This window comes from Micromonospora sp. MW-13 (assembly GCF_003434305.1).
In the GTDB taxonomy this organism is placed as follows: Bacteria; Actinomycetota; Actinomycetes; order Mycobacteriales; family Micromonosporaceae; genus Micromonospora.
Genome location: NZ_QKKX01000028.1, coordinates 1 through 26,814, shown reverse-complemented (window position 1 = coordinate 26,814; position 26,814 = coordinate 1). Strand labels below are relative to the sequence as shown.

Genomic DNA, 26,814 nt, shown 5'->3' with positions numbered 1-26,814 from the left:
CCGCTCCTCACCACGCGGTCCCGTCGAGCGCCGACGAGAGGGGCTCCAGGTAGTACTCACTGATCAGCGCGCCGGACGCCGCGACACGGGCGACCGGCGACAGGTCGGTCGAAGGCTGCGCGGGCCGGGCCGGGGCGGCCCCGCCCGACGTCGGCGGGGCGTCGGCGGGGTGGAGGGCGTGGACCGCGTCCACCGCGAGTCCCGCCGCGAGCGCCGCCGCCAGGCGCGGGTGGCCGTCGACGAGGACCCATGCGGGCGGCGCGCCGGTCACCGCGGCGAGCGCTCCGTTCCGGCCGGCCGCCGCGAGCCAGCTCGCCGGATCGGCGTCGGCCGGTGGCGCGAGGTGCCCGATGCCGGCCCTCAGGCACGCGTCGAGCTGCGCCGAGTTCTCCCGGTCGGGGGTGCAGACCAGCGTCACCGGGGCGCCGAGTTCGCGGCCCCGCACGCCGAGTTCGCGGGCCTCCGCCACGCCCATCCCGGCGAGCCGGTCGCCCAGGTCCCACCAGACGACGCCGCGCCACGGCCCGCGCGCGAAGGCCACAGGGTCGACCGACGCGAGCGAGGGCTCGGTCACCACGAGGTCGCACTTGCGCCGCAGCCAGCTCCGGTAGCGGCGGCCGGCGTCCCGCGCCTCCCACCCGTCGGCCCGGCCGAGGAGCGGCTCCGCGCCGTCCCCGGCCACGGCGAGGGCCGAGACGAGCGGTCGCCCGCCGGCCGGCGGGAGGAGGTACGGGAAGAGGTACGGCAGGTGCCAGGCGAGGATCTCGTTGCGCAGGACGCCGGAGCGGACCTCCGTGCCGACCGCGCGCACCCGGTCGAGGCCGATCCCGTGGACGCGCGGGTTCGGGTCCCGCAGGCCGGCGACGCAGCGCGCGAAGCCGCAGGACGCGACCAGGTCGGCGCACGGCGGCTGCTTGCCCCAGTGCGCGCACGGCTCCAGCGTCGTGTAGATCGTCGCGCCGCGCAGCAGCGCACGGTCGGCGACGTTGTCGATGGCGCAGCGTTCGGCGTGGCGCTGGCCGTACGCCTCGGTCGCCCCGGTGGCGATCAGGACGCCGTCCTTGACGATCACCGCCCCGACGGTGGGGTTCGGGCTCGCGCGTCCCTCGGCCGCCATCGCGGCCAGCAGCGCACGGCGCATCCAGTACGCGTCCCCGGCGTCCTCCCGATCCGGCGGCGGCGAGGGGTCGACGGCGCCGAGGATCGCGTCCACGATGCCGCCGAGGCCGTAGCCGGGCGCGAGGACGAAGCTCGACGACGGCGCCCGGCGCGGAACGGGGTCAGTCGAAAGCCTTGCCAGGCGTTCCGCCGTGGAGCTTTCCGAAGTCATACGTCCCCTCTTTCCCCTCGTCGTAGTCCTCGTGGTAACTGACGAGCTCCATGATGTTCCCCTCGGGGTCGCGCACGTAGATTCCGCGCCAGCCGTTCCACCGGTGGTTCGCGGTGTTCGTCTCGATCCCCGCCGCCGCGAAGTCGCGCAGCACCTGGTCGTAGTCCTTCGGCGCGATCGTGAGCGCGAAGTGGTGCAGCGTCGAGTGCTGCGGTTCGAGCCCCGTCCACCTGACGGTCGGGTGGTTCGGCGGGAGACCCGGGCCGAACAGGGTCAACGTCTGGATCTGTCCGTGCACGCCATCGGCGATCTTCAGGGCGGCCACGTCGTTCGCGAAGCGTCGCAGGATCGGCAGCCCGATCCTGCCGTGGTAGAAGTCGATCATCGCGTCCATGTCGCGGACGCGAATGGCGACCTCGCCGATCGCGTGGACCTCGAACGTTCTCGCAGTGACTTCGGTCATTGTTCGACGCCTTTCCCTCGTCACAGACATCCATAGAGCGCTCGGACCAGACGGTCGGCGCGCGGATCGTTTCCCGGGTTGTCCCCGAACTTGGGTATCCACTGGTTCATCGCGTAGCCCACGCCCATCCCCTCGGCGGGGTCGACGTAGGCGAAGGAGCCGCCGATCCCGCGGTGGCCGAAGGCGTCCGGGCGGGGGCCGAACTCGCCACCGTTCATGGTGAAGCCGCGCCCCCACCGCACCGGGAAGCCGAGCACCCCGTCGAAGGGATCCCCCTCCACGAGGGTGGCCTCGGCGACGGTGGCGGGGCCGAGCAGCGGCGGCCGTCCATCGCTGCCCCAGGCCACCGCGCCGTAGATCCGCGCCAGTGCGCGGGCGTTCGCGTGGCCGTTCGACGAGGGGATCTCCGCCGCGCGCCAGCCCGGATCGTTGGCCGACTCCGGCGGGTTGACCGGATTGGTGAAGACCCTCTCCATCATCGCGAGCACGTCGGGCGGCGGGGGCTCCTGCGCGCCGGAGCGCACGTCGGTCCCCATCATCCCGGCGAGCACCGGCCCCATCCGCTCGGCGAGACGCGTCTCCTCGCCCGACCCGTCGTCGGGCACCAGGCTCGCCGGTCCGACGATGTCGGCGACCCGCGCGGTCTCCGACGCCGGGACGCCGATGAACATGTCGGCGTCGAGCGGGCCGGCGAGGCGCTCGCGGAGGAAGGCGCCGACGCCGCGGCCGGTGACCCGGCGGATCAGTTCGCCCGCGAGGAACCCGTACGTCCGCGCGTGGTAGCCGGTCCTCGTCCCCGGCGGCCACAGCGGCGCGGCGCGTTCGAGGATCCCGGTCATCCCGGCCCAGTCGTACAGGTCGTGGGTCAGCAGTGGCGGGTCCACCGCGCACAGCCCGGCGCGGTGCGACAGGATCATCGCGACGGTGACGTCCTGCTTGCCGTTCGTGGCGAACCCCGGCCAGTACCGGCCGACCGGCGCGTCGTAGGCGAGCCTCCCCTCCTGGACGAGGAGCGCCACGAGCAGCGCGACCACGCCCTTCGTCGTCGAGTAGACGTTGACGATCGTGTCGTCGCGCCACGGCCGGGTGCGCGCCGCGTCGGCGTGCCCGCCCCAGAGGTCGACGACGGTGCGCCCACGGTGCACGACCGCGAAGGACGCCCCCACCTCGACGCCGGTCTCGAAGTGTTCGGCGAACACCGACCGGACCCGCTCGTAGCGCGGCTCGCAGGTCCCGTGGACGGTGCCGCCGCTCACCGCCGGCCTCCCGGCCCGGGTTCGGACCCCACCGGGACGCCTGCCGCCGTCGGGCGGCCGGTGGCCGGGTCCGCCTCGGCGTCGGACAGCATCGCGCGCACCCGCTTCCGCAGGCCGGTGATCGCGTCGGGGAGCGACTCGGGCGGTCCGTCGTTGTGCACGACCACGTCGGCGTGGCGCTTCGACGGCCCGACGAAGCGCTCGAACATGGGGCGGATCGTGCGCGGGTACTGCCGCAGCGTGTGCGCCACGCCGAGCCCGCGGCTGGACTCGTCGCGCAGGAGTCGGCGGTGCAGGCAGAGGTCGAGCGGCGCGTCGACGTAGATCCGCAGGTCGAGTTCGCGCCGCACGACCTCCGACGCGAGGACGAGGATCCCCTCGACGACGATCAGCCGGTGCGGGTGCACCCGGCGCGTCGCCGGCAGCCGGGAGAACGTGGCGTAGTCGTACTGCGGGGACTCCACCGGGCGGCCGGCGCGCAGCGCCGCGAGGTGCTCGGCCAGCAGGGTGTCCTCGATGGCGTCGGGATGGTCCATGTTGGCGTCGGCCCGCTCCGGCCAGGGGACGGCGCTCTGGTCGCGGCAGTACCAGTCGGCGCCGACGACGAACGCGTCGCCGGGTTGGTCGCGGGCGAGGATGTCCGCCACCAGCGACTTTCCCGACCCGGTCGGCCCGGCCACGCCGACCACCCACGCGCGGCGCGCCGCGTGCGCCGGGGGCGTCATGACGGCTTCCCGGGCAGGCCGGAGGCGACGACCTGGTCGATGATCCGTTTCGCGACCGTGACGGGATAGACCGGGTTGCCCGGCGCGGAGGTCTCCTTCGCGAGCAGCACACCCCAGGCGCCGTCGAGGACGAGGTTCGTCAGGTCGAGCACCTCGGACCGGTTCGGCACGTACCGGGTCATCGTCGTCTCCAGCACCTGGGTCGCGATGATCACCGGCACGTCCCGGGCCCGCGCCCGTGCCACCACGTGCTTCTGGTAGATGCCGAGCAGCTCGTAGGGCGCCTGGATCGCCAGGTCGCCGCGGGCGAAGAGGACCAGGTCGGACGCGTCGAGGATCTCGTCGATGTTCCGCACCGCCTCGCTCGTCTCGATCTTGGCGACGAGCTTCGGGCGCCAGCCGGCTTCGACGTCCGGCCCGTTCGCGGGCGGGTGCGCTGCGGCGGCGTACGGCGCGAGCAGGCTGCGGATCCGCGTCATGTCGCGGGCGCCGGAGACGAACGAGAACGCCAGGTACTCCGGCCGGACGCCGCCGAACGCCGCCGCGACCTCGGCGACGTACCGCGCCGCGTCGACGGCCCGGGTCGGCACGCGCGCGAGGTGGATCGACTTGCCGTCGCTGAGGTACCACTTCGTCAGCGCCACGGCGTCGAAGCGATCCCCGTCGACGACCTCCGTCACCCGGAACGCCAGCTCACCGTCGCCGATGACGAACACCTCGCCCGGCGTGACGACCCCGTCGAACGTGGGCACCTCGACGAGCACGTGGTCCGGCCCGGTCTGGAGCGCGGGCCGGCAGACGAACCGGAACGTCTTCCCCCCGGGGACGTCGTGCTCCGCGCCACGGAACGTGTGCAGCCGCTGCTTCCGCCGGGGGAACGGGAGGTCCACCATGATCGGGACAGCGGTACGGGGCGCCGCCGGGCCGGGGGACGTCGGGCGATCCGCGAGCGCGCGCCTCGCGCCGACGATGCGCTCCACGGTCCCGTCCAGCGTCTTCATCGTCGCGGCGTTGTACCGCAGCACGTCGGCCCCGGCGTCGACGATCGCGCGTACCAGGTCGTCGTGGTGGCTGCCGTGCCCGATGGTCGCGATGATCTGCGGCGCGGTCATTCCCCCGCTCCCACCCGCAGGAGGTCGACGGCGGGGGCGCCCGGCCCGCCGCCGTACCGACCGCCCGCCGGGCCCCGCGCCCGCTCGTCGGCACGCGCGGCGAGGATCTCCGCGACCACCGTGTCGAAGTCGAACGTCGACTCCCGCTCCACCGGCGACCAGGCGAGCAGCTCCCGCACGTCGCGGTACGCCTGATCGAGCACCATCAGGTTGTCCAGGCTCTCCAGATCGCGGGGCGCCTGCCCGCGCCGGTCGATCCGCGCCCGCGCCTGCTCGGGCGACACCGTGAGGAAGTAGCTCAGCGCCGGCCGGGGAAAGTACCCGAGCAGCCGCAGCGCCGGCGCGGGATCGGTGCGGTAGTGCAGGAGCTGCGCGCAGACGTCGTAGACGTAGCGATCGCAGAGAATGATCTTTCCTTCGTGGTGCCGGAGCGTCCGCGTCAGGTGCTCCAGCCAGTCGGCCATCAGCGCGTGGAGGTAGACCTGCGGATCGAGCCGCGTCACGAAGCTGGTCAGGCTGCCGAACTGCGCCTCGCAGAACGACTCGACCGCCTTGCAGGTGAGGTACACCGGTCGGCCCGCGAACGCCGGGAGCCCTCGCCGGCGCAGCGCCTCCGCGACGGTCTCCGCGTACGTCGTCTTGCCGGACCCGTCGATCCCCGAGAAGGTGATCAGCACGGGAGCGCTCCGGCCGACGCCCCGGGGCCGACGCCCGCGGCGGCGCGTAGCTTCGCCAGCGGATCGTCGCCGCCGTCCCGGCCGGTGACCGGCGGGAGGACGCGGGACGCGGACCGCGCCCGGTCGACGGCGGGGCCGCTCGCGTAGACCGCCCCGTCGTAGGACGAGGCGAGGAAGATCCCCGGCACGCCGGACCAGGCGAGGCTCGATATGCCGGCCGCGGTGGGGCGGTGCGGGGTCAGCCAACCGCCGGCCGCCAGGTCGTAGACGACGATCGTCCCGTCGTAGCTGCCGGTGGCGACCAGCGACGTGACCGGGCAGGCCGCCACGCACTTGATCGAGTGGCGGTGCGGCGACTCGATCCGCCGCACGCCGTCGCCGCTCCACAGCCGCAGGTGCAGGTCGCGCGACACCGACGCGAACAGGCCCGGCGCGACCGCCACCACGGCGTTGGCGATCTTGTCGTGCGCGCCGTCGAGCCGCTCGACGAGCGTTCCGTCCGCGGCGTGGTACGCCGCCGCGCGGTTCGCGCTCACGCTGAAGAGCACCTCGCCGTCGCACGCGAGTCCCTTGATCGCGTTCGTGTGGAGCGGGATCGTCCGGGCGAGGCGCGGCGACCCGTCCTCGGCACGCTCGAACAGCAGCCCCTCGCCGGTGTACGCGCCGACCACCGCGTTGGTCGTCGGCGGGCCGGCGTCCGCGGGCGAGCCGGGCGCGGGGACGAGCGCCCCGCAGTTGAGCGGCGACCGGTGGCGGTGCACGAGCGCCCCGGTGCGCGCGTCGAACAGTTCGCCGGTCTGCCCGCCGGTGAGGACGAGGTCGTCGCCCCGCCCGTCGCCCCGCCACTCCAGCAGGAAGTTGCACAGGCTCGGCAGCCGCCGCGCGAACCTGCCGTCGACCCGGACCACGCCGGCGTCGCCCACCGTCCAGACGGCGCCGTCGATCACGGCGGTCGCGTTCACCCCCTGGGTGTCCTCCACCCGCGACGCGTCCCACTCGCCGGTCGCCCGGTCGTACGTCGCGTACGTGCTGCCGAACGTCGCGAACACGGTCCGGCCGTTCGGCGCGGCGGCGGCCGACCGCATCCAGATCGACGGCGGGGCGGCCGTCTCGCTGACCAGCGTGAGGAGTTCGGTCGCGCTCGCCGACCACACCTTCACCCGCCGGTCGTAGCTCATGCTGATCAGCGCGTCCGTGGCCTGGTCGAACTGGAGCCGCTTGATCCCGGCGTCGTGGGCCCTGACCGCGCCGCGCTTCTCGCCGCCGTCGATGACGACGATCTCGCCGTCGTCGTTGCCGGCGTAGAGCCGGCCGTCGGGGCCCACGACCACCGTGTCCGTCTCGCAGTCACCGAGATCGACGACGTGTTCGAGGCGCCCGGCCTCCGCGTCCCACAGCCGGACCGTCCCGTCGTCGCTGCTCGACACGAGCCGCCGCCCCCCGGCGAGCCACTGCACGGAGATGACGTCGGCCTCGTGCCCCGCGAGCACGTGCACGAGCCCGCCCTCGCGGGTGAAGACGCGGATCCTCCGGTCACGTGACGCGGTCGCGACCCGCTCGCCGTCGGCGCGGAAGGCGACCATCTCGACGTCGTCGTCGTGCCCGGCGTACACCGCGGCGAGGGTCAGGTCCGGCACCCGCCACAGGCGCGCGGTGTGGTCGCTGCTCGCGCTCGCCAGGAACCGCCCGCACGGGCTGAACGTGCACTGGTTGGCGAGGTGGTCGTGGAACGAGCGGGCGACCGGCAGGTGGGTGGCGGCGTCCCACACGATGAGCTGGTTGTCGTACCCCGCGGTGGCGACGTACTCGTCTTTCCAGCAGGCCACGCCGCTGATCGGGGCTATGTGCTGCACGCGGGGTCCCTTCCGTCCTCGGCCGAGGCGTCCTCGGCCACGCGAAGTCCGATGGCGTAGAGCGATTTCGGGTACGGCCCGTGGCGACGCCCGCACCGCGCGAGGTCGCTGAAGCGGTTGAACGCGCCGCCGCGGGCGATCCGGTAGTGGCCCAGGACCCTGAAGAGGTCGTCCTCCACGAGCTCACCGCCCGGATAGGCGTGGTAGTGCGTCGAGACGTACTCCTCGACGTTGCCGGCCATGTCGAGGACGCCGAACGGCGACGCCCCCGCAGGGAACGTGCCCACCGCGGTGGTCGACAGGAGACCGAGGTCCATCGTGTTGGCGCACGTGTCGCGGAAGTCGTGCCCCCACGGGAAGTCCTGCTCGCGCCCGGCCGACGCCGCGTACTCCCACTCGTACTCGGTGGGCAGGCGGAACGGCCGGCCCGTGCTCGCGGCGAGCCACCGCACGTACGCGTCCGCCATCGCTGGCGTCACCGTGTACACGGGGTGGTTCGCACACCCGACCGGCACCCGCCCGAACGGCCAGGACGTGGGCAGTTCGGTGTGCTCCGTGTCGGCGAGGAACAGCGCGTACTCGGCGTTCGTCACCGGGTACTTCGCGATCCGGAACGCGCCGACCGTCGCGGCGAAGCGCGGGCACTCCTTCTCGATCCAGTTCCGCTGGACGCCGTACCTCGAATAGCGCCCGTGCAGTTCGTCGACGCGCGACGGATCGAGCCCGAGCCGCACGGTCGCGCCGGGGATTGTGATCATCTCCGGGTCCAGCGGGCGGATCCGCGGGTCGCCGGCAATGCCGAGGAGGAGGCCCGCGGCGAGGCGCGACTCCAGCGACGCCTCGGCCGACTCGACGACCGCGACCCAGCCGGGCGCGCCACAGTCGCGGAGCGCGTCGACCGCCGCGCCGAGATCCTCGAACCGCGGCGACACGTAGTGGGCGGGCAGGCCCATCGCCGCCCGGTCGGAGATCGAGTTGATCTCGCCGTGGACGACGACGTCGGCGCCACCGGTCGCGCGGGTCGGCCGCGCGGGCCCGACCGCCGTACGCGCCGCCGTGTCGCCGCTCGGGCCCGGGGCCCCGCCGGTCACACCGGTTCCCTCGTCGCGTCGGCGTCCGCCGGCTCGTCGGTGGGGAGGTGCCCCGGGTGGAGCCGCTTGACCTCCAGGTAGGCCGAGGGGTATCCGGCGATCTCTGGCATCACGGTCCTGACCTCCGTCTCCGATGTGGGGCGTCGGCGAAGCTGCGCAGCGTCCAGGGCCAGGCCGGCCCGCCGACCGTCGGGCGGGACCCGGCCGGCTTCCGTCGGATCGGCAGGGGCGGGCCCCCGGCCGTCAGCTCGATCCCGGGTACGGGTGGGACCCGCGGCACCATCGGTCGCTGGACGGCACGGCGGGCGGCTCCACCCGCTCGGGCGGCCCCGCCAGGACCGTCCCGGGTCCTGGGCCGAATTGGGGCCGGAACCGGCCGGTCACCGCGAGAGGCAGGCGTCCACCGGGCGGGACTGCCGATTACATCGGCACCGACCGCCGTAAATGGAAATTACGCCGATGCCCATGCCGGTCACACCGAAATTCTCTTGCCAGATCCGCCGTAGTCGTCCAATGACGTTGTCGTCCACAACAATCACAGCGCCTCCCCGTTGCTGGCCATCGTGCCCGACGGGTCGGGGGCTGACAAGACCTCGACGGCCGTCACCGCGGGTGGGCGGTTCGCCCGACGATCTTCTCGCGGCCGTCGTCATCCGTCCCGGCAATCAGGGTATGACCTGCATGAATGGCCGGAACGCCGGACGCGCGGCAGGGCCGGCGGCGTTTTCCTGGCGGTCACCCCTCCCCGATCCAGGTCGGATGAGCGACACCGTCGTCAGTCGCCGCCCGGGCCACCCCGGAAAGCCGTCGAACGCGCGAGCGGAATCGGGTCGGAATGCGGACAGCCCAGCCGAAAAGGCGAATCGTCAACCTCGATCTGCCGAGCGGCAACGCTTCGCCAACTGAGACGCACGTCACATTTTCCAGTCGGCCCGGGGATGGGACTCCCACCAGGCCCGCGACCTGCGGGCCCTCCGCCGCTCGGCACCACCTGGGCGCCGGGTCAGCGCCCAGGCGGGGTGGCGGGTTCCCGCAATCGCTTGACTACGTTCCGCATCCTGCCGCAGGATCGGCACTTCAGTCTTGCGGGGGCAAAGGAGCTGAAGATGTCGACGATTCCTGGGCGTGTGCGAGCCGGCTCAGCACTGGCGCACTAGCAGTGCGCCTCACGCAACACCGAGCGAACACGCTCGATGTCCCGTTGCATGGTGGCGATCAACTCCTCGATCGAATCGAAGCGCTCGGTAACGCGTACCCGCTCGACGAAGTCGGTTGTCACCGTCTGGCCGTAGAGGTTGGCGGACACGCCGAGCACGTGCGGCTCAACCGTGCGCCGACGGCCCGCGAAAGTGGGGTTCCGGCCGATCGAAATCGCGGCGGGGTAGCAGATGCCCCCGACCATGTCCCCGTCGGACCAGCCCTTGTCGACCACCGTGAACCAACCCGCGTAGATGCCGTCGCCGGGCACCACCGAATGCTCGGCGAGGGCGAGGTTCGCGGTGGGAAAGCCGAGACCGCTGCCCCGGCCCTCGCCGTGCACGACCACCCCCGCCACCCGGTGCGGGCAGCCCAGCGTCTCCGCCGCCGCGGCCACGTCACCCGCCAGCAGGCGTTCCCTGACGTAGGCCACGGACAGCCGGTCCGGCTGCCGCTGCCCGGGCGAGTCGACGGCGTGCACGGCCACGCCGGTACGCCGGCCCAGCGCCACCAGGTCGCCCCCGCCGGCGGCCACGGCCACCGGGTCGAGCACCAGTTCCACCGCCGGCAACTTCGCCACGAGGGTGGCGACCGCCGGCTCGTCCCAGCCGCCACCTGCCGGCGCGACGGCGAGCGGCTGCACACAGATCGCGTCGACGCCGAGGCCCGCGAGCAGTCGTCCGTCGTCCTCGACGGCGGCGGCCTCGGCCGGCGAGGGCACCACGAGCAGCAGCACGCAGGCCACCCGGAGGCGACGGGCCTCCGCGACGGCGCTCCACACCAGCCGGTCGCTTCCGAGCTGCGATCCGTCGCTCACGGCAAGGACGCACGGGCCCACATCGGAAGGTACGTCTGAGACGCCTCGCCAGATACGCACCGTGCCACCTTACCGGTCTGCCGGGGCGGCCCCGCCAAGCTCGGCGAGCGGCGGGGCGCCCGCCCGACGACCGCCCGGATCGACATGACGACAGGAGTCAGCCTTGAGAGGATCCCGAGTCCGGGCGGTCATCGCCTCGGCGGCCGTCATGAGCCTGTTGCTCACCGCGTGCGACGGTTCCGAGTCGTCCGGCGGCTCCGGCGCCCCGGGCGAGCGGAGACAACCGGACGTCAACGGAGACGGCAAGGTCGTCGTCGGCATCCTGAGCCCGGGCGACACCAAGGACGGCGGCTACTACCAGAGCTTCGTCGACGACGCGAACAAGATCGCTCGCGCCGCCGGCTGGGAGGTCCGCACGATCGACCGGGTGAACCCGGCGGACGCGCTCACCCAGGCCCGCAACCTCTGCCGACAGCGGGTGGACCTGATCGCCGTGGGCGCCGGCGAGCTGAAGGACGCGCTGACCGCTGCCCCGGAGGACTACTGCCAGGGGGTCAACTGGTATGTCAACAGCGGCAGCGGCATCGCCCAGACCGAGTACTTCGCCCAGTCGAAGGACGTCATCAACCAGACCCTCTACGCGGCCGGCTACGCCGCCGGGCTGCTGCTGCAACGCTCCGGCGGCAGCAAGGCCGGCTACATCACCGGCCCTGAGCTCGACTTCGCCAAGCAGGGGGCCCGCGCCTTCGAGACCGGGCTCCGGGCCGTGCTGCCGAAGGCGCAGCTCGTCGTCACCTACACCGGCAGCTTCGACGACTCGGCCAAGGCCAAGGAGGCATTCGTCGCGCAGCGCGCCCAGGGGGTCGGGATCGTCTACCCGTACCTCGGCGGGGCCACCGACGCGGTGGCCCGGGAGGCGAACCTGGCCGGGGTCCCGGTGCTCACGCCCGGCACCGACCGGTGCGCCGACAGCACCGTGCGGTACGCGGTGTCGGTCGTCTTCAGCCCTGGCACGTACTTCGCGGCGGCCCTCGACGAGTTCCGCGACGGCACCCTGAAGATGGGCACGACGAGGCTGTGGACCCTCGGCGTCGACCCCGTGCCGACGGTACGGATCTGCGCCCCGGAGGGCGACCAGCAGGCCCGGCTCGACCAGGTGATGAAGGACATCGGCAGCGGCCGGCTCGACGTGGACGCAGCGGTTGCGAAGCTTCGGTAGACCGGTCCGGGCGGCGCGGGGCGCCGAGGCACCGGACGCCGACGCGCCGGCGGTGCAGCTCCAGGGCCTGACCAAGCGGTTCGGCCCGGTGCTCGCCTGCGCCGACGTGTCGATGACGGTGCTCCGCGGCAGGATCCACGGCCTGCTGGGCCAGAACGGGGCGGGCAAGACCACCCTGATGAGGATGCTCGCCGGCCTCGTCCGCCCCGACGCCGGACGGATCCTGGTCGCGGGCCGGCCCGTGACCGTCACCGACCCGGCCACCGCCACCGCGCTCGGCATCGCCATGGTCCACCAGCACTTCAGCCTCGTGGGGCGGCTGCGGGTGTGGGAGAACGTGGCGCTCGGGGGGCGCGGGCGGCTGGACAGCCGCTGGACCCGCCGGGAGATCGGCCGGGTGGCGGACGGGTACGGCCTGCTCGTCGACCCGGACCGCCGGGTCGATGAGCTGACCACCAGCGAGCGGCAGCGGGTCGAGTTGGTCAAGTGCCTCATCCGTGCGCCGCAGGTGCTGATCCTCGACGAGCCCACCTCGACGCTGACGCCGCCGGAGGCGCGGCACCTGCTGTCGGTGCTCCGCCGGGTCGTCTCCGACGAGTCCCGCGCGGTCGTCCTGATCAGCCACGACCTGGACGAGCTGGCGCACGCCGCCGACGAGGTAACCGTCATGCGCGACGGCGCCGTGCTGGCCCGGCGCAGCGCGGCGGAGGTCGACGTCGGCGAACTCGGCCGGCTGATGGTCGGCGACCAGCTACCCGCCGCCGTCGCCGCGCCGGCGGGCGAGCCGCGGGAACAGGTGCGGCTGCGGATCCGGGACGCCTGGGCCACGCAGGCGCGCCGGCCGGTCCTGCGCGGCCTCGACCTGCGGGTCCGGGCCGGCGAGATCGTGGGCGTCGCCGGCGTCGAGGGCAGCGGTCAGGGTGCCCTCGCCGACCTGCTGTCCAGCCTGCTGCCGCTCGACCGGGGCAACGTCGAGGTGGACGGGAACCCGGTGCCGCCCGGCCGGCCGGGCGCCATGCAACGCGCCGGTGTCGGAGTCGTGCCGGAGGACCGGCACGTCTCGGGATGCGTGCTCGACATGAGCGTGGCCGAGAACCTGGCCATGACGGATCTCGGCCCGGTGTCGAGGTGGGGATTCGTCAGCCGCGGGCGGCTGCGCCAGCGGGCGGAGGCGACTATCCGCGAGTTCGCCATCGGCGGCGCGTCGCCCGACACCCCGTTGCGGCTGCTCTCCGGCGGCAACCAGCAGCGGGTGGTGCTCGCCCGCGAGCTCGGCGCCGCCGCCTCGGTGCTGGTCGTCGCCCAGCCCACCCGGGGGCTCGACGCCGCCGCCGTCGAGCACGTCTTCGCGCGGATCGGCGGCCTCGCCGCGCAGGGGGTCGCCGTGCTGCTGATCTCCAGCGACCTCGCCGACATCCGCCGGCTCGCCCACCGGATCGTGGTCCTCCACCGGGGTGCCGTCGTCGGGGAGCTGACGCAGGCCACAGCCGATCCGCAGCGGCTGGGCCTGCTGCTGGGCGGCCGGCCGGAATGACCGACCGAGTCGCCCGGATGCGCCCAGCCGTACCGGCCAGGCTGGTGACGCCACTGGCCTACCTGGCGTCCTTCACCGTCACGATGACGGCGGTCGCCCTGCTCGTGGAGCTGACCGGACACTCCGCCGCCGAGGTCGCGCTGACCCTCTACCAGGGCAGCTTCGCGGATCTGCTCTCGCTGGGGCGGGTGCTCGACGAGGCGACGGCGCTGCTGCTGGTCGCGACGGGTGCGGTGGTATGCGCCCGGGCCGGGATGTTCAACATCGGCCAGGAGGGTCAACTGGTGATCGGCGCCCTGGCCGGCGCCTTCGTCGCCCTGCGCGTGCCCGCCCCCGGTTGGCTGGCGCCGGTGCTCACCCTCGGCGCGGCGGCGGCCGGCGGCGCCCTGTGGGCCGGCGTCGCCGCCGCCCTGCACTACTGGCGCCGGGTCAACGTGGTGATCGGCACGCTGCTGCTGATCTTCCTCGCCAGTCAGCTCGTCTCCTTCGCGCTCAACCGGGACTGGCTGCTCCAGGAGGCGACGCCGGCCGGCCAGAACCGGCTGCCCCAGTCGGCCGTCCTGCCCGCCGCCGCGCACCTGCCGCGGTGGGGCCGATACCCGGGGATCGAGGTGGGCGCGGGCGCGCTGCTCGCCATCGGGATCGCCGCGGCGACGGTGGTGCTGCTCGCCCGCAGTCAGTGGGGCTTCCGGCTGCGCCTGCTGGGGCTCAACCCGGTCGCCGCCCGCCGGTCCGGCGTCCGCGCCGGCCTCGTCGGTGGGGGCGCGCTGCTGATCTCCGGCGGCTGCGCCGGCCTGGCCGGGGGCGTGGTCCTCGCCGGCGACGTCCACCGGATGCAGGGCGGCATCGCCAACAATCTCGGGTGGGAGGGGCTGCTCGTGGCGCTCGTCGCCCGCCACCATCCCGCCGCCGTCGTGCCGGTCGCCGTCCTCTTCGGCGCGCTGCGCGCCGGCGCGGGTTTCCTCGCCTCCACCGGCGTCCCCCGTTATCTGGTGTCGGTGCTGACGGCGCTGATCGTCATCGCCTCGACCCTGCCGGCGGCGTTCGCCGAACTGCGCCTGCGTCGGCGTCCCGGGCGGAGCCGGTCGTGACGGGCCTCGAACTCGTCCTCGCCAGCGCGCTGCGGCTGAGCGTCCCCCTGCTGTTCGCGGCGCTGGGCGAGTGGATCGCCGAGCGGGCCGGCGCGCTGAACGTCTCCCTGGAGGGGATGATGCTGGCCGCCGCCTTCGGCGGCTACGTGGGCGCCGTCGCCACCGGCTCCTCCGCGCTGGGCCTGCTCTGCGCCGCCGCGACGGGGCTGAGCGTCGCCCTCGCCCAGTCGGGCATGAGCTACCGGCTCACCGTCGACGCCAACGTCGTCGGCCTGACCCTCAACGTGCTGGTCCTCGGCCTGACCAGCTACCTGCCGGCGCCCACGGAGCCGGTGGACGTACCGCACCTGACCGTCCCCGGCCTGTCTGCCCTGCCGGTGGTGGGCGGCGCGCTGTTCGACCAGCCGTGGCCCGCGTACCTGCTGCTCGGCCTGGCGCCGGCGCTGTGGTGGGTCGGGTACCGCACCCGCTGGGGCCTGGAGCTGCGCGCCTGCGGGGACGGTCCCCGGGCCGCCGACGCCTCGGGCGTGGACGTGCCGCGCCGACGTCGCCAGGCGGTGCTGGTGTGCGGGGCGTTCGCCGGTCTCGGCGGCGGCTACCTGGCGGTCGCGGAGGTCGGGCTCTTCAACCCGAACATGACCGCCGGACGCGGCTATCTCGTCCTCGCCGCCGTCATCTTCGGCGGCTGGACGCTGCGCGGGACGCTGGCCGGCTGCCTGCTCTTCGGCGCCGCCGACGCGATGCGGCTCGCCCTGCCGGCGCTCGGGTACCAGTTCAACCCCCAGCTCCTCCTGGCCACGCCGTACCTCCTCGCGCTGCTCACCATGACCGTCCTCGCCCGCCGTGGGCACGGCCCCGCCGCCCTCGGCGTGCCCTTCCGGCGGGGGCTCACATGAGGCGGCGGGCGGCCGGACAGCCCCCGCCCGCCGGTCGACACCGCCCGAGAGAAGCCACCCCCGGCAACACTAAGGAGCCCCCGATGACCATGCCGGACCTGCCCCGCCGGCCGCTGATCCTCAACGCCTTCGGCCTGGGCGCGGTCAGCCCCTCGGGGTTGTGGGCCCACCCCGACGACAACTCGACGGGGTACACCCGGATCGAGCACTGGATCGAGCTGGCGAAGCGACTCGAACGGGGCGGCTTCGACGGGATCTTCATGGCCGACACGCTCGGCCACCAGGACGTGTACGGCGGGAACGCGGACGCGGCCCTCCGCAACGGCGTGCAGTCCCCGCTGCTGGACCCGCTGCTGCTGGTCTCGGCGATGGCAGCCGCCACCGAGCACGTCGGCTTCGGCGTGACCGTGTCGACCACGTACGAGCAGCCGTACCAGCTCGCCCGCAAGTTCAGCACGCTGGACCACGTCACGAACGGCCGGATCGCCTGGAACATCGTGACCAGCCTCCAGGAGAGCGCGGCCCGCAACCTCGGGCTCGACCGGCAGGTCCCGCACGACGAGCGCTACGACCGGGCCCAGGAGTTCATGGAGGTCTGCTACAAGCTGTGGGAGGGCTCCTGGGAGGACACGGCCGTCGTCGCCGACCGGGCCGCGGGGGTCTACGCCGACGCCCGCCGGGTGCACCCGATCGACCACGTGGGCCGGTACTACCGCGTGCCGGGCGCCCACCTGTCCGAGCCCAGCCCCCAGCGGACCCCGGTGCTGTACCAGGCCGGCGCCTCGCCGAGGGGCCGGGAGTTCGCCGCGCGCAACGCCGAGGTCGTCTTCCTCGGCGGGCACTCGGCCGAGTCGGTGAAGCGGTCGATCGACCTGATCCGGGGTCGCGCCGTCGAGCTCGGGCGGGCGCCGGACTCGATCAGGTTCATCACGGCGGTGAGCGTGATCACGGGTGCCACGGACGCCGAGGCGCAGGCCCGGTACGCCGAGCTGACGACCTACCCGAACCACGAGGCCGCCCTGGTGCTCTTCTCGACCTGGACGGGCGTCGACTGGTCGAAGTTCGACCCGGACCAGCCGCTGGTGCACATCGAGACCGAGGCCAGCCGGTCGACGTTGGCGGCCTTCACGCAGATCGACAAGAGCCGCACCTGGACCCTGCGGGCGGTGGCCGAGTACATGGGCATCGGCGGCATCCACCCGAAGTTCGTCGGGTCCGGCGAGCGGGTGGTCGACGAGATGGTCGACTTCGCCGACCGGACCGGCCTGGACGGCTACGCGCTCGCGGACGCGGTGTTCCCCGGCACGTTCGAGGACTTCATCCGGGAGGTCGTCCCCGTGCTGCGGGACCGTGGGCTGCTCCGGCCCTATGCCGCGACACCGCAGACGCTGCGTGAGCGGTACCAGGGCACGGGCCAGCGCCGGTTGCGCGACGACCACCCGGGCGCCCAGTTCCGCAAGCTGGACGGCTCCGGGTCGGAGCGCTGAGCCGCCGCCCGGCCCCCACGGCTCGCGGCACCCCGCCCGCCCGGCCCTGGCGGTCACCGGCCGGGGTTCGGTCCGCGGGTCGCAGCGGGGTGACCTCGTCACCGACGAGGAGTACCAGGCCCCACCCGCCCCGGGCGGGCGGCGGGTCGAGCCGGTCAGGCGCCGCGCGGGGCGTACATGATGACGGCGACGCCGAGCAGGCAGATGGCTGCGCCGGTCAGGTCCCACCGGTCGGGGCGGAACCCGTCGACGAGCACGCCCCAGGCGAGCGAGCCGGCGACGAACACCCCGCCGTAGGCGGCCAGGATGCGGCCGAAGTTCGGGTCGGGCTGGAAGGTGGCCACGAAGCCGTAGGCGCCGAGGGCGATGACGCCCGCGGCGACCCACCACAGGCCGCGATGTTCGCGCCAGCCCTGCCACACCAGCCAGGCGCCGCCGATCTCCGCGAGCGCGGCGAGGGCGAACAACAGCAGCGAACGGAAGACGGTCACCTGCCGGACCGTACCCCAGCCACCCTCGCCGGCCCCCGCACCGCGCTCCCCGGAACCGCCCGGTCAGCGACCCAGCAGGCGCTGCACGGCCCGGCGCAGGCGGGCCCGCAGGCCCGGCCGGGCCGGGGTCAGCAGGACCGGTGCCGCGCCGTCGGCCGCGCAGTGGAAGCTCAGCGGCAGGCGGGCGTCCTCGGTCCACCCGTTCTCGGTGAGCCGCGCCTTCAGGATCCAGGTGCCCTCGGTCCGGCCGGCGTTGAGGGTGGCGAAGTCGAGCCGGGCGGTCGCGTGGTGCACGAGGTGCACCCGCCCCGGCCCGGCCGACCGGACCGGTTCCTCCTCGGCGCGCTGGTCGACCGGCAGGAAGAACTCCTCCCCGCCGTCCCTGCGCCGCACGACGACGTCGAGCCGGGCCTTGGACCGCCGGTCCGTGACGTCGAGCAGGTCGGGGTCGACGCCGTCGACGGGCAGCGCGAGCCGGTGCCGCCCGTCGGAGACGGCGAGGGTGACCGGCTGGTCGCCGGACTCCAGGTGGGCGGTGACGGCCAGGGTGACGGCGGACCCGGCCAGCAGGTGTCCGTCGACACGGGCTCGGACCCGGACCCCCGCCTCCCACTCGGCGAGCCGGCGCAGCTCGGCCAGCCGGTCCCGCGCGGTGAGGGACGCGATCGCCCGTTGCAGCGGCGGCAGCCCGGCCGCGACGCCCGGCGCGAAGCGCTCCCGGATCACCTTCCCGCACTCCAGCGCCACCTGGGCCGCCCAGTCCGGCGGGGCCTCCAGCAGTCGCTTCCCGCGCAGCCGGTTGATCATCTCGTTGCGCAGCCAGCGCCGGTGCAGCCTGTCGCGCACCGGGCCCGGCTCGGTGTGCGCGTCGACGATGTCCAGCGCCTCGCGGAGGTTGGCGTAGTACCCGGCCGGGTCGAGCCTGCGGGCGGTCACGTTGCCGGCGTCCGCACGCCGGAGGTGGTGGTAGCAGACGTAGTCGGCCAGCACGCAGGTGCGCCGGGACAGGAACATCGCCCGGGTCACCATGGCGTGGTCCTCCAGCCGGCGGGGCCCCTCCGGGAACCGGATCTCGTGCTCGTCGAGGAAGGACCGGCGAAACAGCTTGTGCGCGGTCAGGCTGTCGATCAGCGGCGAGTTGGCCAGGGTGGCGTCGCAGCGGTCCCGGCGGAACAGCTCGCGCGGCACCGAGCGCCCGTGCCCGGCCATCTTGCCGACCACCATGTCGGCGTCGTGCTCGACGGCGTGGGCGTGCAGGCGTTCCAACGCCTCGTCGCCGAACCAGTCGTCGTCATCGGCGAAGAAGACGTACTCGCCGCGGGCGTGGGCGACGCCGAGGTTGCGCGGCCGGGACGGCCAGCCCGAGTTGTCGATGTGCAGCACGCGGATGTGCGGGTGCGCGGCGGCCAGCTCGTCCAGCCGGGCGGGCGTCGTGTCGGTGGAGCCGTCGTCGACGAACACCGCCTCGAACTCACCGGGCGGCAGCGACTGGCGCAACAGCGAGGCGACCAGCTTCTCCAGGTGTGGCCCGGAGTTGTACGCCGGCACCACGACGCTGACTTTCGGAGCACTCGTACTGGCGGTCATCGTCTTCTTCCCCGTCGGATCCGCGGATCGTTGGTCGGCCTCAAATGCCCATCATGGACCGTTGAAGGCACCACATGTTGTCTCTCCTGTGTCCGACTCGTTACACAAAAACACCCCTGGCGCCCTCCGCCCCAACAAGATCGACATCACCGGCGAGGTGCTCGCGTGACCGGTGGCAGGCTGCTGGCGGGACCGGCGGAGGCCGTGTGAGCGGCGAGCGCCGCGGGTAAACCGGGACCATGCGATCGCTGCGTACTTCGCCGCCACCGCCCCGCGCCACCGAGCTGCGCTGCTGGGCCCTGTCCACCGGGGCGGAGCTGCGCAATCTCCGCGCGTCCCTGCACGAGGCACTCACCGGGCACGCCCTCGCCGAGGGCGAGGAGCTCGACGGCATTCCCGAGCGGGTCGTGCTGGTCGCCACGGAGCTGGCCACCAACGCCCTGCTGCACGGGCTGCCGCCGACCACGGTCCGGCTGCTGCGCGGCGAGGAGGTGTTCATCCTCGACGTCGCCGACCGCGACCTGAGCACCGTGCCCGAACTGGCCGACATCCGCCCGCTGGGCGCCGGCGGTCGCGGCCTCCAACTCGCCCGGGCGTTCTCCCTGGCGGTCGGCTGGTACGCCACGGAGGACACGAAGCACATCTGGGCGTCCTTCCCGCGCGGGGAGGGCCAGGCAGACGGCTGAGCGGCCACCCCGACGACGCCACGGTGCTGCGGGTTCGCCGGGTGGACCCACCCCGGAGCCGATCTGCGGAGCCGACCGACGACGAGCGGGCCGGGCCGGAGGGCCTTCCGGCCGGTGTCGGTCGTCCGCGCCGGCCCCGCCCGTCACCACCGCGGCACCCGCCCCAGGGGGCGGGACGGAGCCGACGGCGGCCCGGCGGCCCGGCGGGCGTGGCGGCGCTCACGCCCGGCCCGGCACGCCCCGGCGGTACGGTTCCCGGGGCGGAACGGCACCCGGCCGCCCCGCGAGCCGCCGGCCGAACACCGGGGACCAGAACCGACGGAGGACACCGTGCCGGACGCCGACGAGTTGGTCGCCGATGCCCTCGCGGCGGCGCGTGGCACCGACGTACGCGCGGCGGAGCGGCTGCTGGACCGGTTGGTGGTCGGCGCGGGCGTCGCGGACGGCCCCGCAGCGGTGGACGCCGCCCTGACGGCCCGGCTGGTGCGCGGCGTGGGCCGGCTCTGGCCCCGGGGCTGGCAGCCGGCGGACCTGGCCCGGATCGCGGCCCGCCGGCTCGGCCCGCCGGCCGGGCGGCTGGCGGTCGACCTGGCCGCCGCCCAGCGCCGCGACCAGCCCGGTCCGGTGCCCGGCTGGTGGGACGACCAGCTCGCCGGCCTCGACGCGGCCGTGTGGTGGGACGACGATCGCCGGTACCTGACGTCCTGGGCGGCCCGGGAGGGCACCGACCGGATCGCCGCCCTGCGCGACGCGGTGGACGTGCTGGCGCTGGTCGAGGGGCTGCCGCCGATCGCGGTGCTCCGCCCGCCACCTGGCACGACCGCCCCGGCGGCGGCCGTCCCGGCCGGTGGCAGCGGGTCGCGGATGCTCGACCGGGTGCGGGCCCTGCTGGCCAAGGCCGAGTCGACCACCTTCCCCGCGGAGGCGGAGGCGCTGACCGGCAAGGCGCAGGAGTTGATGACCCGGCACAGCCTCGACGTCGCCCTGGTCGCCGCGACCGCCGAGCGGGCCGACGCGCCCGGCGGCGTGCGGCTCGGCGCGGAGCCGCCGTACCCGGGGGCGAAGGCGCTGCTGGTGCAGGAGGTGGCGGCGGCGAACCGGTGCGAGTCGGTCTGGTCCGACGACCTGGAGTTCGCCACCGTGCTCGGCTTCCCGGCCGACCTGGCCGCCGTCGAACTGCTCTACACGTCTCTGCTGGTGCAGGCCACCGCCGCGATGCTGCGGGGCCGGGCCGAGCGCCGGTCCACGGGCGGCAGCCGCCGGACGAAGGCGTACGACGAGTCGTTCCTCAACGCGTTCGCGCTGCGGATCGGCGAGCGGCTGCGCTCGGCCACCGACGAGGCCAGCCGGGAGGCGGCCCGGGAGCAGGGGGCGGACCGGCTGTTGCCGGTGCTCGCGGCCCGCACGGACGCGGTGCGGGAACGGCTGGACGACCTCTTCCCCGGGGTCACCCGCAAGCGGCTCACGGTCTCGGACGAGGAGGGCTGGTCCTCCGGCACGTCGGCTGCCGACCGGGCGTCGCTGGACCCGGCCGGCCGCCCGTCCCGGCCGCTGCCCGCCGGCCACCGGCCCGCCCGCCGCTCCGACCGCTGACCCGCCGGGCACCTGGCGCCGGTTCAGCCCCGGGTCGCCCCCGCGCGGAACGGTCCACACCGACGTTCTCGCCGGGCGTCAGGCGCGGCACTCCCGGGCCAGCTTCGGCGGGATGTTCACGAAGGTGGTGCTCATCCACTTCACCGGGCTGGCCGATCGGGCGCCCGCGTCGAGCTGCTTCGCGGTGGCCCTGATCAGCGCCTCGATCTGCGGGTCCTCGGCGCGGGCGGCCTGCTTGCGTACGCCGTCGGCCAGGCCCGAGAGGGTCCGCTTGAGCCGGGCGTCGAGTTCCTCGTTGGTCGCCTCGTCCCGGGTGGCGTCCGCGGAGTCCGCGACGATCTTCTTGCTCCCGGTGAGGATCAGCTTGTCGACCGCCCGGCACACCTCGTCGGTGTTGGCTGCCGTGACGGCGGACGGCGACCCCGACGGGGTCGACGCGGCGCTGGTGGCCGGCACGGCGGTCCCGGTCGACACGGTCGAGTCGCTGGTGGCCGGCGCGGCGGCCGGCTCTGCGCCGTCCTCCGCCGACTGGCAGCCGGCGGCGAGCGCCGCCAGCGTCAGCAGGGCGGTGGCACGGAGCGCGGTCACGGCACGACGAGACATGTTCTCCCCCGTTCGGTGGTGGACCGTGCCAGCATGCCGGACGTGTCACGGACCGTGCCCACCGGCACGAGGGTGTCCACCCGGCCGGCAGCGGCCCCGCCCGTGGTACGCGGCCACCGGCACGCAGCGCGCCGGGCCGGCGTGGGCCGGCCCGGCGCGGGTGCGAGCTGTTCAGCTCTTGAAGGCGTCCTTGATCTTCTCGCCCGCCTGCTTGAGCTTGGCGCTGGCCTGGTCGTTGCGCCCCTCGGCCTCCAGCCGCTCGTTGTCGGTGGCCCGCCCGGCGCCTTCCTTCAGCTTGCCGGCCGCGTTCTCGGACGTGTTGGCGATCTTGTCGTCGATACCCATGCGAACCTCCAGCGTTTCTGGTTTCCCAGTTCTTCGACGCCCTGGATGTACCCCGCCGCCCGGCCGCCCAACCGTCTTCGCCCGGGCGAAACTCACCCAGGGTGACGGGGCTGGACGACCGCGGCCCCGCCGGTCGACCCGGTCCGCGTCCCGCCGGCCGGCCGCGGAGTTGCCGGCGGTCCCGGGACCGGACCTGCCGTCAACTCCGGGTCGCCGGTTCAGGGGTGGGTGGGGTACGCCGGCCGGAAGCGGCGCAGGCGGAGGCTGTTGGCCACCACGAAGACCGAGGAGAAGGCCATCGCGGCCCCCGCGATCATGGGGTTGAGCAGGCCGGCGGCGGCCAGCGGCAGGGCGGCCACGTTGTAGGCGAAGGCCCAGAACAGGTTGCCCTTGATGATCGCCAGGGTGCGGCGGGACAGCCGGATCGCGTCCACGGCGGCGGTCAGGTCGCCCCGGACCAGCGTCAGGTCGCTGGCCTCGATCGCCACGTCGGTGCCGGTGCCCATGGCCAGGCCCAGGTCGGCCTGGGCGAGGGCGGCGGCGTCGTTGATCCCGTCGCCGACCATCGCCACGGTCCGGCCCTCGGCCTGGAGCCGCCGCACCACGGCCACCTTGTCGGCGGGCAGCACCTCGGCGGTCACCTCGTCGATGCCGACCTCGGCGGCCACCGCCTTCGCCACCGTGGCGTTGTCGCCGGTGAGCAGCACCGGGGTCAGGCCGAGCGTGCGCAGTCCGGCGACCGCCCCCGCGCTGGTCGGCCTGACCACGTCGGCCACCGCGAGCACGCCCCGGGCCCGACCGTCCCAGCCGGCCAGCACCGCCGTCCGGCCGGCGGCCTCCGCGCCGGTCACCGCCCGTTCGACCCCCTCCGGTACGTCGAGCCCGCGCTCCCTCAGCAGCCGCAGCCGGCCGACGGTCACCTCGTGGCCCTCGACGGTCCCGGTGACGCCGAGCCCCTCGACGTTCGCGAATCCGGTCACCGGGGCGAGCGGCCCCGCGTCGGCGGCCCCGGCGGCGACGGCCCGGGCGATCGGGTGCTCGCTGGCGGCCTCCAGCGCCCCGGCCAGCCGCAACAGCTCGGCGGCGTCCCCGCCGGCGGCGGGGAGCACGTCGACCAGGGCCATCCGGCCGGTGGTGACGGTGCCGGTCTTGTCGAGCACCACCGTGTCGACCTGCCGGGTGGACTCCAACACCTCCGGGCCCTTGATCAGGATGCCGAGCTGGGCGCCCCGCCCGGTGCCGACCAGCAGCGCCGTCGGCGTGGCCAGGCCGAGCGCGCACGGGCAGGCGATGATCAGCACCGCCACGGCGGCGGTGAACGCGGCGGTGGGGCCGGCCCCGGAGCCGAGCCACCAGCCCAGCGTGCCGGCGGCCAGCGCGATCACGATCGGGACGAACACCCCGGAGATCCGGTCGGCCAGCCGCTGCACGGCCGCCTTGCCGGTCTGGGCCTGCTCGACCAGCCTCGCCATCTGGGCGAGCTGGGTGTCGCCGCCGACCCGGGTCGCGGCGACCACCAGCCGGCCGCCGGCGTTCACGGTCGCGCCGACCACGGTGTCGCCGGGGCCGACCTCGACGGGGACGGACTCACCCGTGAGCATGCTGGCGTCGACCGCCGACGTGCCCTCCTCGACCACCCCGTCGGTGGCGATCTTCTCGCCGGGGCGGACCACGAACCGGTCCCCCACCGCGAGCTGGTCCACCGGGAGGCGGGTCTCCACGCCGTCGCGCAGCACGGCGACGTCCCTGGCGCCCAGCTCCAGCAGGGCGCGCAGCGCCGCCCCGGCGGTCCGCTTGGACCGGGCCTCGAAGTACCGGCCGGCGAGGAGGAACGCGGTCACCCCGGCGGCGGCCTCCAGGTAGATGTTGCCGGCGCCGTCGGTGCGGGTGATGTCGAGGCGGAACGGGTGGGTCATCCCGGGTGTGCCGGCGTCGCCGAGGAACAGCGCCCACAGCGACCAGCCGAACGCGGCCAGGGTGCCCAGCGAGACCAGGGTGTCCATGGTCGCCGCGCCGTGCCGCAGGTTGACGAGCGCGGCCCGGTGGAACGGCAGGCCGCCGTAGACCACGACCGGGGCGGCCAGGGTCAGCGACAGCCACTGCCAGTAGTCGAACTGCCAGGCCGGGACCATGGCGAGCAGGATCACCGGCGCGGCCAGCGCGACCGACACCCACAGCCGGGTACGCAGCCCGCGCAGTTCGTCGACCGGCTCGGCGGCTGCCTGCTCCGCGCCGGCCGGGGCGGGCGGGGGCGGCAGGGCGGCGGTGTAGCCGGTCTTCTCGACGGTGGCGATCAGGTCGTCCGGGGTGACCCCGTCGGCGTACGAGACGGTGGCCTTCTCGGTGGCGTAGTTGACCGTGGCGGTCACGCCGTCCATCCGGTTGAGCTTCTTCTCGATCCGGGCGGCGCAGGACGCGCAGGTCATCCCGCCGATCGCCAGGTCGATCTGGTTCGCTGCGACCTGCAACGGCCGCGGGGGCGAGGTCATCGCCGCCCTCCTGTCAGTCGTGTCCGTGCCCGGGGACCCCGTGCCCGGCACCGGCGGTCGGGGTGCCGGTCGGGGCGGTGGCGCTCGGGCTCTCGGTGGTGGTCGGGGTGGCTGTGGCCGGGCCGCCGGGGACGCCCGCCACGACGGTGAACTCGGCGGTGTGCACCGCGTCGCCGTGCCGGAAGTCGAGGTAGAACCGGTACGCGCCGGCCGAGGGGAACTCGACGGAGAAGGTCACCGCCGGCCCGGCCGGGGTCCGCCCGTCCCCGGGCGCGCCCTCGGGATGCACGTGCAGGTACGCCAGGTCCCCCTGGCGCAGCGCCACCAGGTGCCCGTACGCGCCGAGGTAGGGCTGTAGGTCGGTGACCGGCGTGCCGTCCCGGCTCACGGTCAGGGTCAGCTCGGTGGCGCGGCCCGGCTGCGGCGAGCCGGCCAGGGTGACGGTGTACCCGTCGGCCGTGGCGCTGGTCGCCGGGACGGGCAGCGGGCGGGCGTCGACCGCACCGGGCACGGTGACGTCGGCGCCGAGGGTCAGCGCCGGGCCCCCGGTGGGGGTGAAGTCGGCGAACGCGCGCCAGACGCCCGGGCCGCCGAGCGGGGACGCCACCCGCCAGGTGCCGTCCGGGGCGAGCTCCGGGTGGACGTGCCGGAAGCCGGAGAGGTCCCGCCGCGCGACGATCAGGTGCATCCGCTTGTCGTGCGCGACGTCGTAGCGGGTGACGGGGGCACCGTCGGGACCGGTGATCCGGAAGGCGAACTCGCCGGCCGGCGCGGCCACCGGGGCGAGGGTGTAGCCCCGGTCGGACACGAGCAGCCCGCCGGGCAGGCGCACCGCGTCGTCGGTGGAGGAGTGCGCGCCGCCGGAGGGCGGTGCGGCGCCGCCGTGGGCGGGGTCACCGGCGTCGTGGCGGGTCTCGGCGGCCGGGGTGACGGGGCCGGCCACCCGGCCGGCCCCGTACGCCGCGCCGAACACCGCCGCGAGGCCGAGGGCGAAACCGCTCAGCTTCGTCGCCGTGTTCATCGGGTACCTCGGTTTCTGTGCGGGCGGCGTCACGCGCCGACGAGGTCGTAACCGGCCTCGTCGACGGCGGCGCGCACGGTGTCGGTGTCCAGCGGGCCCTCGCTGGTGACGGTGAGCCGGCCGGAGGCCAGCTCCACCTGGACGTCGCTGATGCCCTCGATCGCGCCGACCTCGGTGCTGACCGAGTTGACGCAGTGCCCGCAGGTCATCCCCTGCACCTGGTACGTCGTGGTGACCATCGCAATTCTCCTCTCCCGGCCCACGTTACCCCGGGGGGGTACTTGTGGGGCGGACCACAGCCGTCTCCGAGAACCCAATACCCGGAGGGGGTATCGGCGTCACCAAGGACCGTAGCATACCCCCCAGGGGTAGGCTATTCTCGGTGTCATGACCGCACCGACGCCCGCCCCGACCCGGGGATACACCGCCAGCAAGGACCAGTTGCTCGCGCGGCTCCGCCGCGTGGAGGGCCAGGTCCGCGGCATCGAGAAGATGGTCGACGAGGACCGTTACTGCATCGACGTGCTCACCCAGATCTCCGCGATCCAGGCCGCCCTCGACAAGGTCGCCCTCGGCCTGCTCGACGGGCATGCCCGGCACTGCATGCACGAGGGTGCCGTCGGGGGCCGGGCCGACGAGATGGCCACCGAGATGATGGCCGCCGTCGGCCGCCTCATGAAGCGCGGCTGACCGCCACCCCGCACCCGCACCCGCCGCCGTCCGGCGGCCACGTCGCCGCCCCCGTCGCCGGGTTCGGGGGCGTGGCCGCCGGACGCGCCCGGGTCGGGGGCGGGCGGGAGACCCGTCCCCCGACCACGGGGTCCGCCGGTGTCAGAGCCTGGCGAGGATCTTGTTCATCTCGTCGATCTCACCCCGCTGGGCGGTGACGATTTGCTGGGCCATCGCCCTGGCCTCGGCGTTCGTGCCCTTCGCCAGCTCCTCGTTCGCCATGGTGATCGCGCCCTCGTGGTGGGCGATCATCATGGCCAGGAACTGCCGGTCGAACTCGGGCCCGGACGCGCCCGCCAGCCTGGTCAGGTCCGCGTCGGACATCATCCCGGGCATGCCGTGGTCCATCCCCGGCATGCCGGGCCCGTCGGACGGAACGGGGCGGCCCCACGAGGTGAGCCAGCCGGTCATGGTGGCGATCTCCGGCCCCTGGGCGGCCGTGATCCGAGTGGCGAGCCGCTTGACCTCGGCGTCGGCGGCCCGGGCGGCGGCCAGTTCGGCCATCTCCACCGCCTGCCGGTG

General features: G+C 74.3%; 25 protein-coding genes. 8 read left to right on the top strand and 17 right to left on the bottom strand.

Annotated elements, in window-relative coordinates; translation table 11 throughout:
- Positions 1-7 precede the first annotated feature (7 nt).
- The 9 genes from C5N14_RS14795 to C5N14_RS14755 all read right to left on the bottom strand — a co-directional run bounded on the left by C5N14_RS14795 (position 8) and on the right by C5N14_RS14755 (position 10,521).
- Positions 8-1,330, bottom strand: coding sequence for a bifunctional diaminohydroxyphosphoribosylaminopyrimidine deaminase/5-amino-6-(5-phosphoribosylamino)uracil reductase RibD (locus C5N14_RS14795; RefSeq protein WP_117668673.1), 1,323 nt, complete (start codon positions 1,328-1,330; stop codon positions 8-10).
- Complete coding sequence (locus C5N14_RS14790) at positions 1,281-1,793, bottom strand: VOC family protein (RefSeq protein ID WP_165878116.1); 513 nt, start codon at positions 1,791-1,793, stop codon at positions 1,281-1,283. The genes C5N14_RS14795 and C5N14_RS14790 overlap by 50 nt, the downstream gene beginning before the upstream one ends.
- A 20-nt stretch (positions 1,794-1,813) precedes the next feature.
- Complete coding sequence (locus C5N14_RS14785; RefSeq protein WP_117668671.1) at positions 1,814-3,049, bottom strand: serine hydrolase domain-containing protein; 1,236 nt, start codon at positions 3,047-3,049, stop codon at positions 1,814-1,816.
- Entirely contained in the window at positions 3,046-3,774 is a 729-nt protein-coding gene (gene udk, locus C5N14_RS14780; protein ID WP_117668670.1) for a uridine kinase, read from the bottom strand. The genes C5N14_RS14785 and udk overlap by 4 nt, the downstream gene beginning before the upstream one ends.
- Positions 3,771-4,886, bottom strand: coding sequence for a pyruvate kinase (locus C5N14_RS14775; protein WP_117668669.1), 1,116 nt, complete (start codon positions 4,884-4,886; stop codon positions 3,771-3,773). Before C5N14_RS14775 ends, udk begins: the two co-directional genes overlap by 4 nt.
- On the bottom strand, positions 4,883-5,563 hold the full coding sequence (locus C5N14_RS14770) for a hypothetical protein (RefSeq protein ID WP_165878115.1): 681 nt from the start codon (positions 5,561-5,563) through the stop codon (positions 4,883-4,885). Before C5N14_RS14770 ends, C5N14_RS14775 begins: the two co-directional genes overlap by 4 nt.
- A complete protein-coding gene (locus tag C5N14_RS14765; RefSeq protein WP_117668667.1) occupies positions 5,557-7,416 on the bottom strand; it encodes a WD40 repeat domain-containing protein in 1,860 nt (619 codons plus the stop codon). Before C5N14_RS14765 ends, C5N14_RS14770 begins: the two co-directional genes overlap by 7 nt.
- Positions 7,404-8,507: an SUMF1/EgtB/PvdO family nonheme iron enzyme gene (locus C5N14_RS14760; protein WP_207892742.1), complete on the bottom strand. Its 1,104-nt coding sequence runs from the start codon at positions 8,505-8,507 to the stop codon at positions 7,404-7,406. The genes C5N14_RS14765 and C5N14_RS14760 overlap by 13 nt, the downstream gene beginning before the upstream one ends.
- 1,153 nt (positions 8,508-9,660) lie before the next feature.
- The gene (locus tag C5N14_RS14755) at positions 9,661-10,521 is read right to left on the bottom strand and encodes a riboflavin kinase (protein ID WP_165878114.1); all 861 of its coding nucleotides are present in this window, start codon (positions 10,519-10,521) and stop codon (positions 9,661-9,663) included.
- A 163-nt stretch (positions 10,522-10,684) separates the two neighbouring features.
- On the opposite strand from C5N14_RS14755, the gene C5N14_RS14750 reads away from it, so the two are divergent.
- The 5 genes from C5N14_RS14750 (at position 10,685) to C5N14_RS14730 (ending at position 16,748) form a co-directional block, all read left to right on the top strand.
- Entirely contained in the window at positions 10,685-11,740 is a 1,056-nt protein-coding gene (locus C5N14_RS14750; RefSeq protein ID WP_207892741.1) for a BMP family ABC transporter substrate-binding protein, read from the top strand.
- On the top strand, positions 11,724-13,274 hold the full coding sequence (locus C5N14_RS14745) for an ABC transporter ATP-binding protein (protein ID WP_243639598.1): 1,551 nt from the start codon (positions 11,724-11,726) through the stop codon (positions 13,272-13,274). The genes C5N14_RS14750 and C5N14_RS14745 overlap by 17 nt, the downstream gene beginning before the upstream one ends.
- Before the next feature lie 44 nt (positions 13,275-13,318).
- Positions 13,319-14,365 (top strand): ABC transporter permease, encoded by a 1,047-nt coding sequence (locus C5N14_RS14740; protein WP_165878113.1) that lies wholly within the window; start codon positions 13,319-13,321, stop codon positions 14,363-14,365.
- A complete protein-coding gene (locus C5N14_RS14735) occupies positions 14,362-15,261 on the top strand; it encodes an ABC transporter permease (RefSeq protein WP_117668663.1) in 900 nt (299 codons plus the stop codon). The genes C5N14_RS14740 and C5N14_RS14735 overlap by 4 nt, the downstream gene beginning before the upstream one ends.
- Before the next feature lie 83 nt (positions 15,262-15,344).
- On the top strand, positions 15,345-16,748 hold the full coding sequence (locus tag C5N14_RS14730) for an LLM class flavin-dependent oxidoreductase (RefSeq protein WP_207892740.1): 1,404 nt from the start codon (positions 15,345-15,347) through the stop codon (positions 16,746-16,748).
- A gap of 155 nt (positions 16,749-16,903) precedes the next feature.
- Here C5N14_RS14730 and C5N14_RS14725 read toward each other — a convergent pair whose 3' ends face one another.
- Positions 16,904-17,239 carry a YnfA family protein gene (locus C5N14_RS14725; RefSeq protein WP_117668662.1) on the bottom strand — a complete coding sequence of 112 codons (336 nt, stop codon included), beginning with the start codon at positions 17,237-17,239 and terminating at the stop codon, positions 16,904-16,906.
- A gap of 63 nt (positions 17,240-17,302) precedes the next feature.
- The gene (locus C5N14_RS14720) at positions 17,303-18,826 is read right to left on the bottom strand and encodes a glycosyltransferase family 2 protein (RefSeq protein ID WP_117668661.1); all 1,524 of its coding nucleotides are present in this window, start codon (positions 18,824-18,826) and stop codon (positions 17,303-17,305) included.
- A 239-nt stretch (positions 18,827-19,065) separates the two neighbouring features.
- On the opposite strand from C5N14_RS14720, the gene C5N14_RS14715 reads away from it, so the two are divergent.
- Together C5N14_RS14715 and C5N14_RS14710 are read left to right on the top strand one after the other, a co-directional pair.
- Complete coding sequence (locus C5N14_RS14715; RefSeq protein ID WP_117668660.1) at positions 19,066-19,512, top strand: ATP-binding protein; 447 nt, start codon at positions 19,066-19,068, stop codon at positions 19,510-19,512.
- 330 nt (positions 19,513-19,842) lie between these two features.
- A complete protein-coding gene (locus C5N14_RS14710; RefSeq protein ID WP_117668759.1) occupies positions 19,843-21,105 on the top strand; it encodes a DUF2786 domain-containing protein in 1,263 nt (420 codons plus the stop codon).
- 78 nt (positions 21,106-21,183) lie between these two features.
- Here the strand turns inward: C5N14_RS14710 and C5N14_RS14705 are convergent, their stop codons facing one another.
- The 5 genes from C5N14_RS14705 to C5N14_RS14685 form a co-directional block, all read right to left on the bottom strand.
- Positions 21,184-21,693 (bottom strand): hypothetical protein, encoded by a 510-nt coding sequence (locus C5N14_RS14705; RefSeq protein ID WP_117668659.1) that lies wholly within the window; start codon positions 21,691-21,693, stop codon positions 21,184-21,186.
- 186 nt (positions 21,694-21,879) lie between these two features.
- Positions 21,880-22,053, bottom strand: coding sequence for a CsbD family protein (locus C5N14_RS14700; RefSeq protein WP_117668658.1), 174 nt, complete (start codon positions 22,051-22,053; stop codon positions 21,880-21,882).
- Positions 22,054-22,271: 218 nt separating this feature from the next.
- Positions 22,272-24,542 carry a cation-translocating P-type ATPase gene (locus C5N14_RS14695; protein WP_117668657.1) on the bottom strand — a complete coding sequence of 757 codons (2,271 nt, stop codon included), beginning with the start codon at positions 24,540-24,542 and terminating at the stop codon, positions 22,272-22,274.
- Positions 24,543-24,555: 13 nt separating this feature from the next.
- Entirely contained in the window at positions 24,556-25,563 is a 1,008-nt protein-coding gene (locus C5N14_RS14690; protein WP_117668656.1) for a hypothetical protein, read from the bottom strand.
- 29 nt (positions 25,564-25,592) lie between these two features.
- Complete coding sequence (locus tag C5N14_RS14685) at positions 25,593-25,802, bottom strand: heavy-metal-associated domain-containing protein (protein WP_117668655.1); 210 nt, start codon at positions 25,800-25,802, stop codon at positions 25,593-25,595.
- Positions 25,803-25,950: 148 nt separating this feature from the next.
- Here C5N14_RS14685 and C5N14_RS14680 point away from each other — a divergent pair, with 148 nt between their 5' ends.
- Positions 25,951-26,253 (top strand): metal-sensitive transcriptional regulator, encoded by a 303-nt coding sequence (locus C5N14_RS14680; RefSeq protein ID WP_117668654.1) that lies wholly within the window; start codon positions 25,951-25,953, stop codon positions 26,251-26,253.
- A 141-nt stretch (positions 26,254-26,394) separates the two neighbouring features.
- Here C5N14_RS14680 and C5N14_RS14675 read toward each other — a convergent pair.
- Positions 26,395-26,814 (bottom strand): DUF305 domain-containing protein (locus C5N14_RS14675; protein WP_133305766.1); only part of this gene is annotated, 420 nt, incomplete at its 5' end.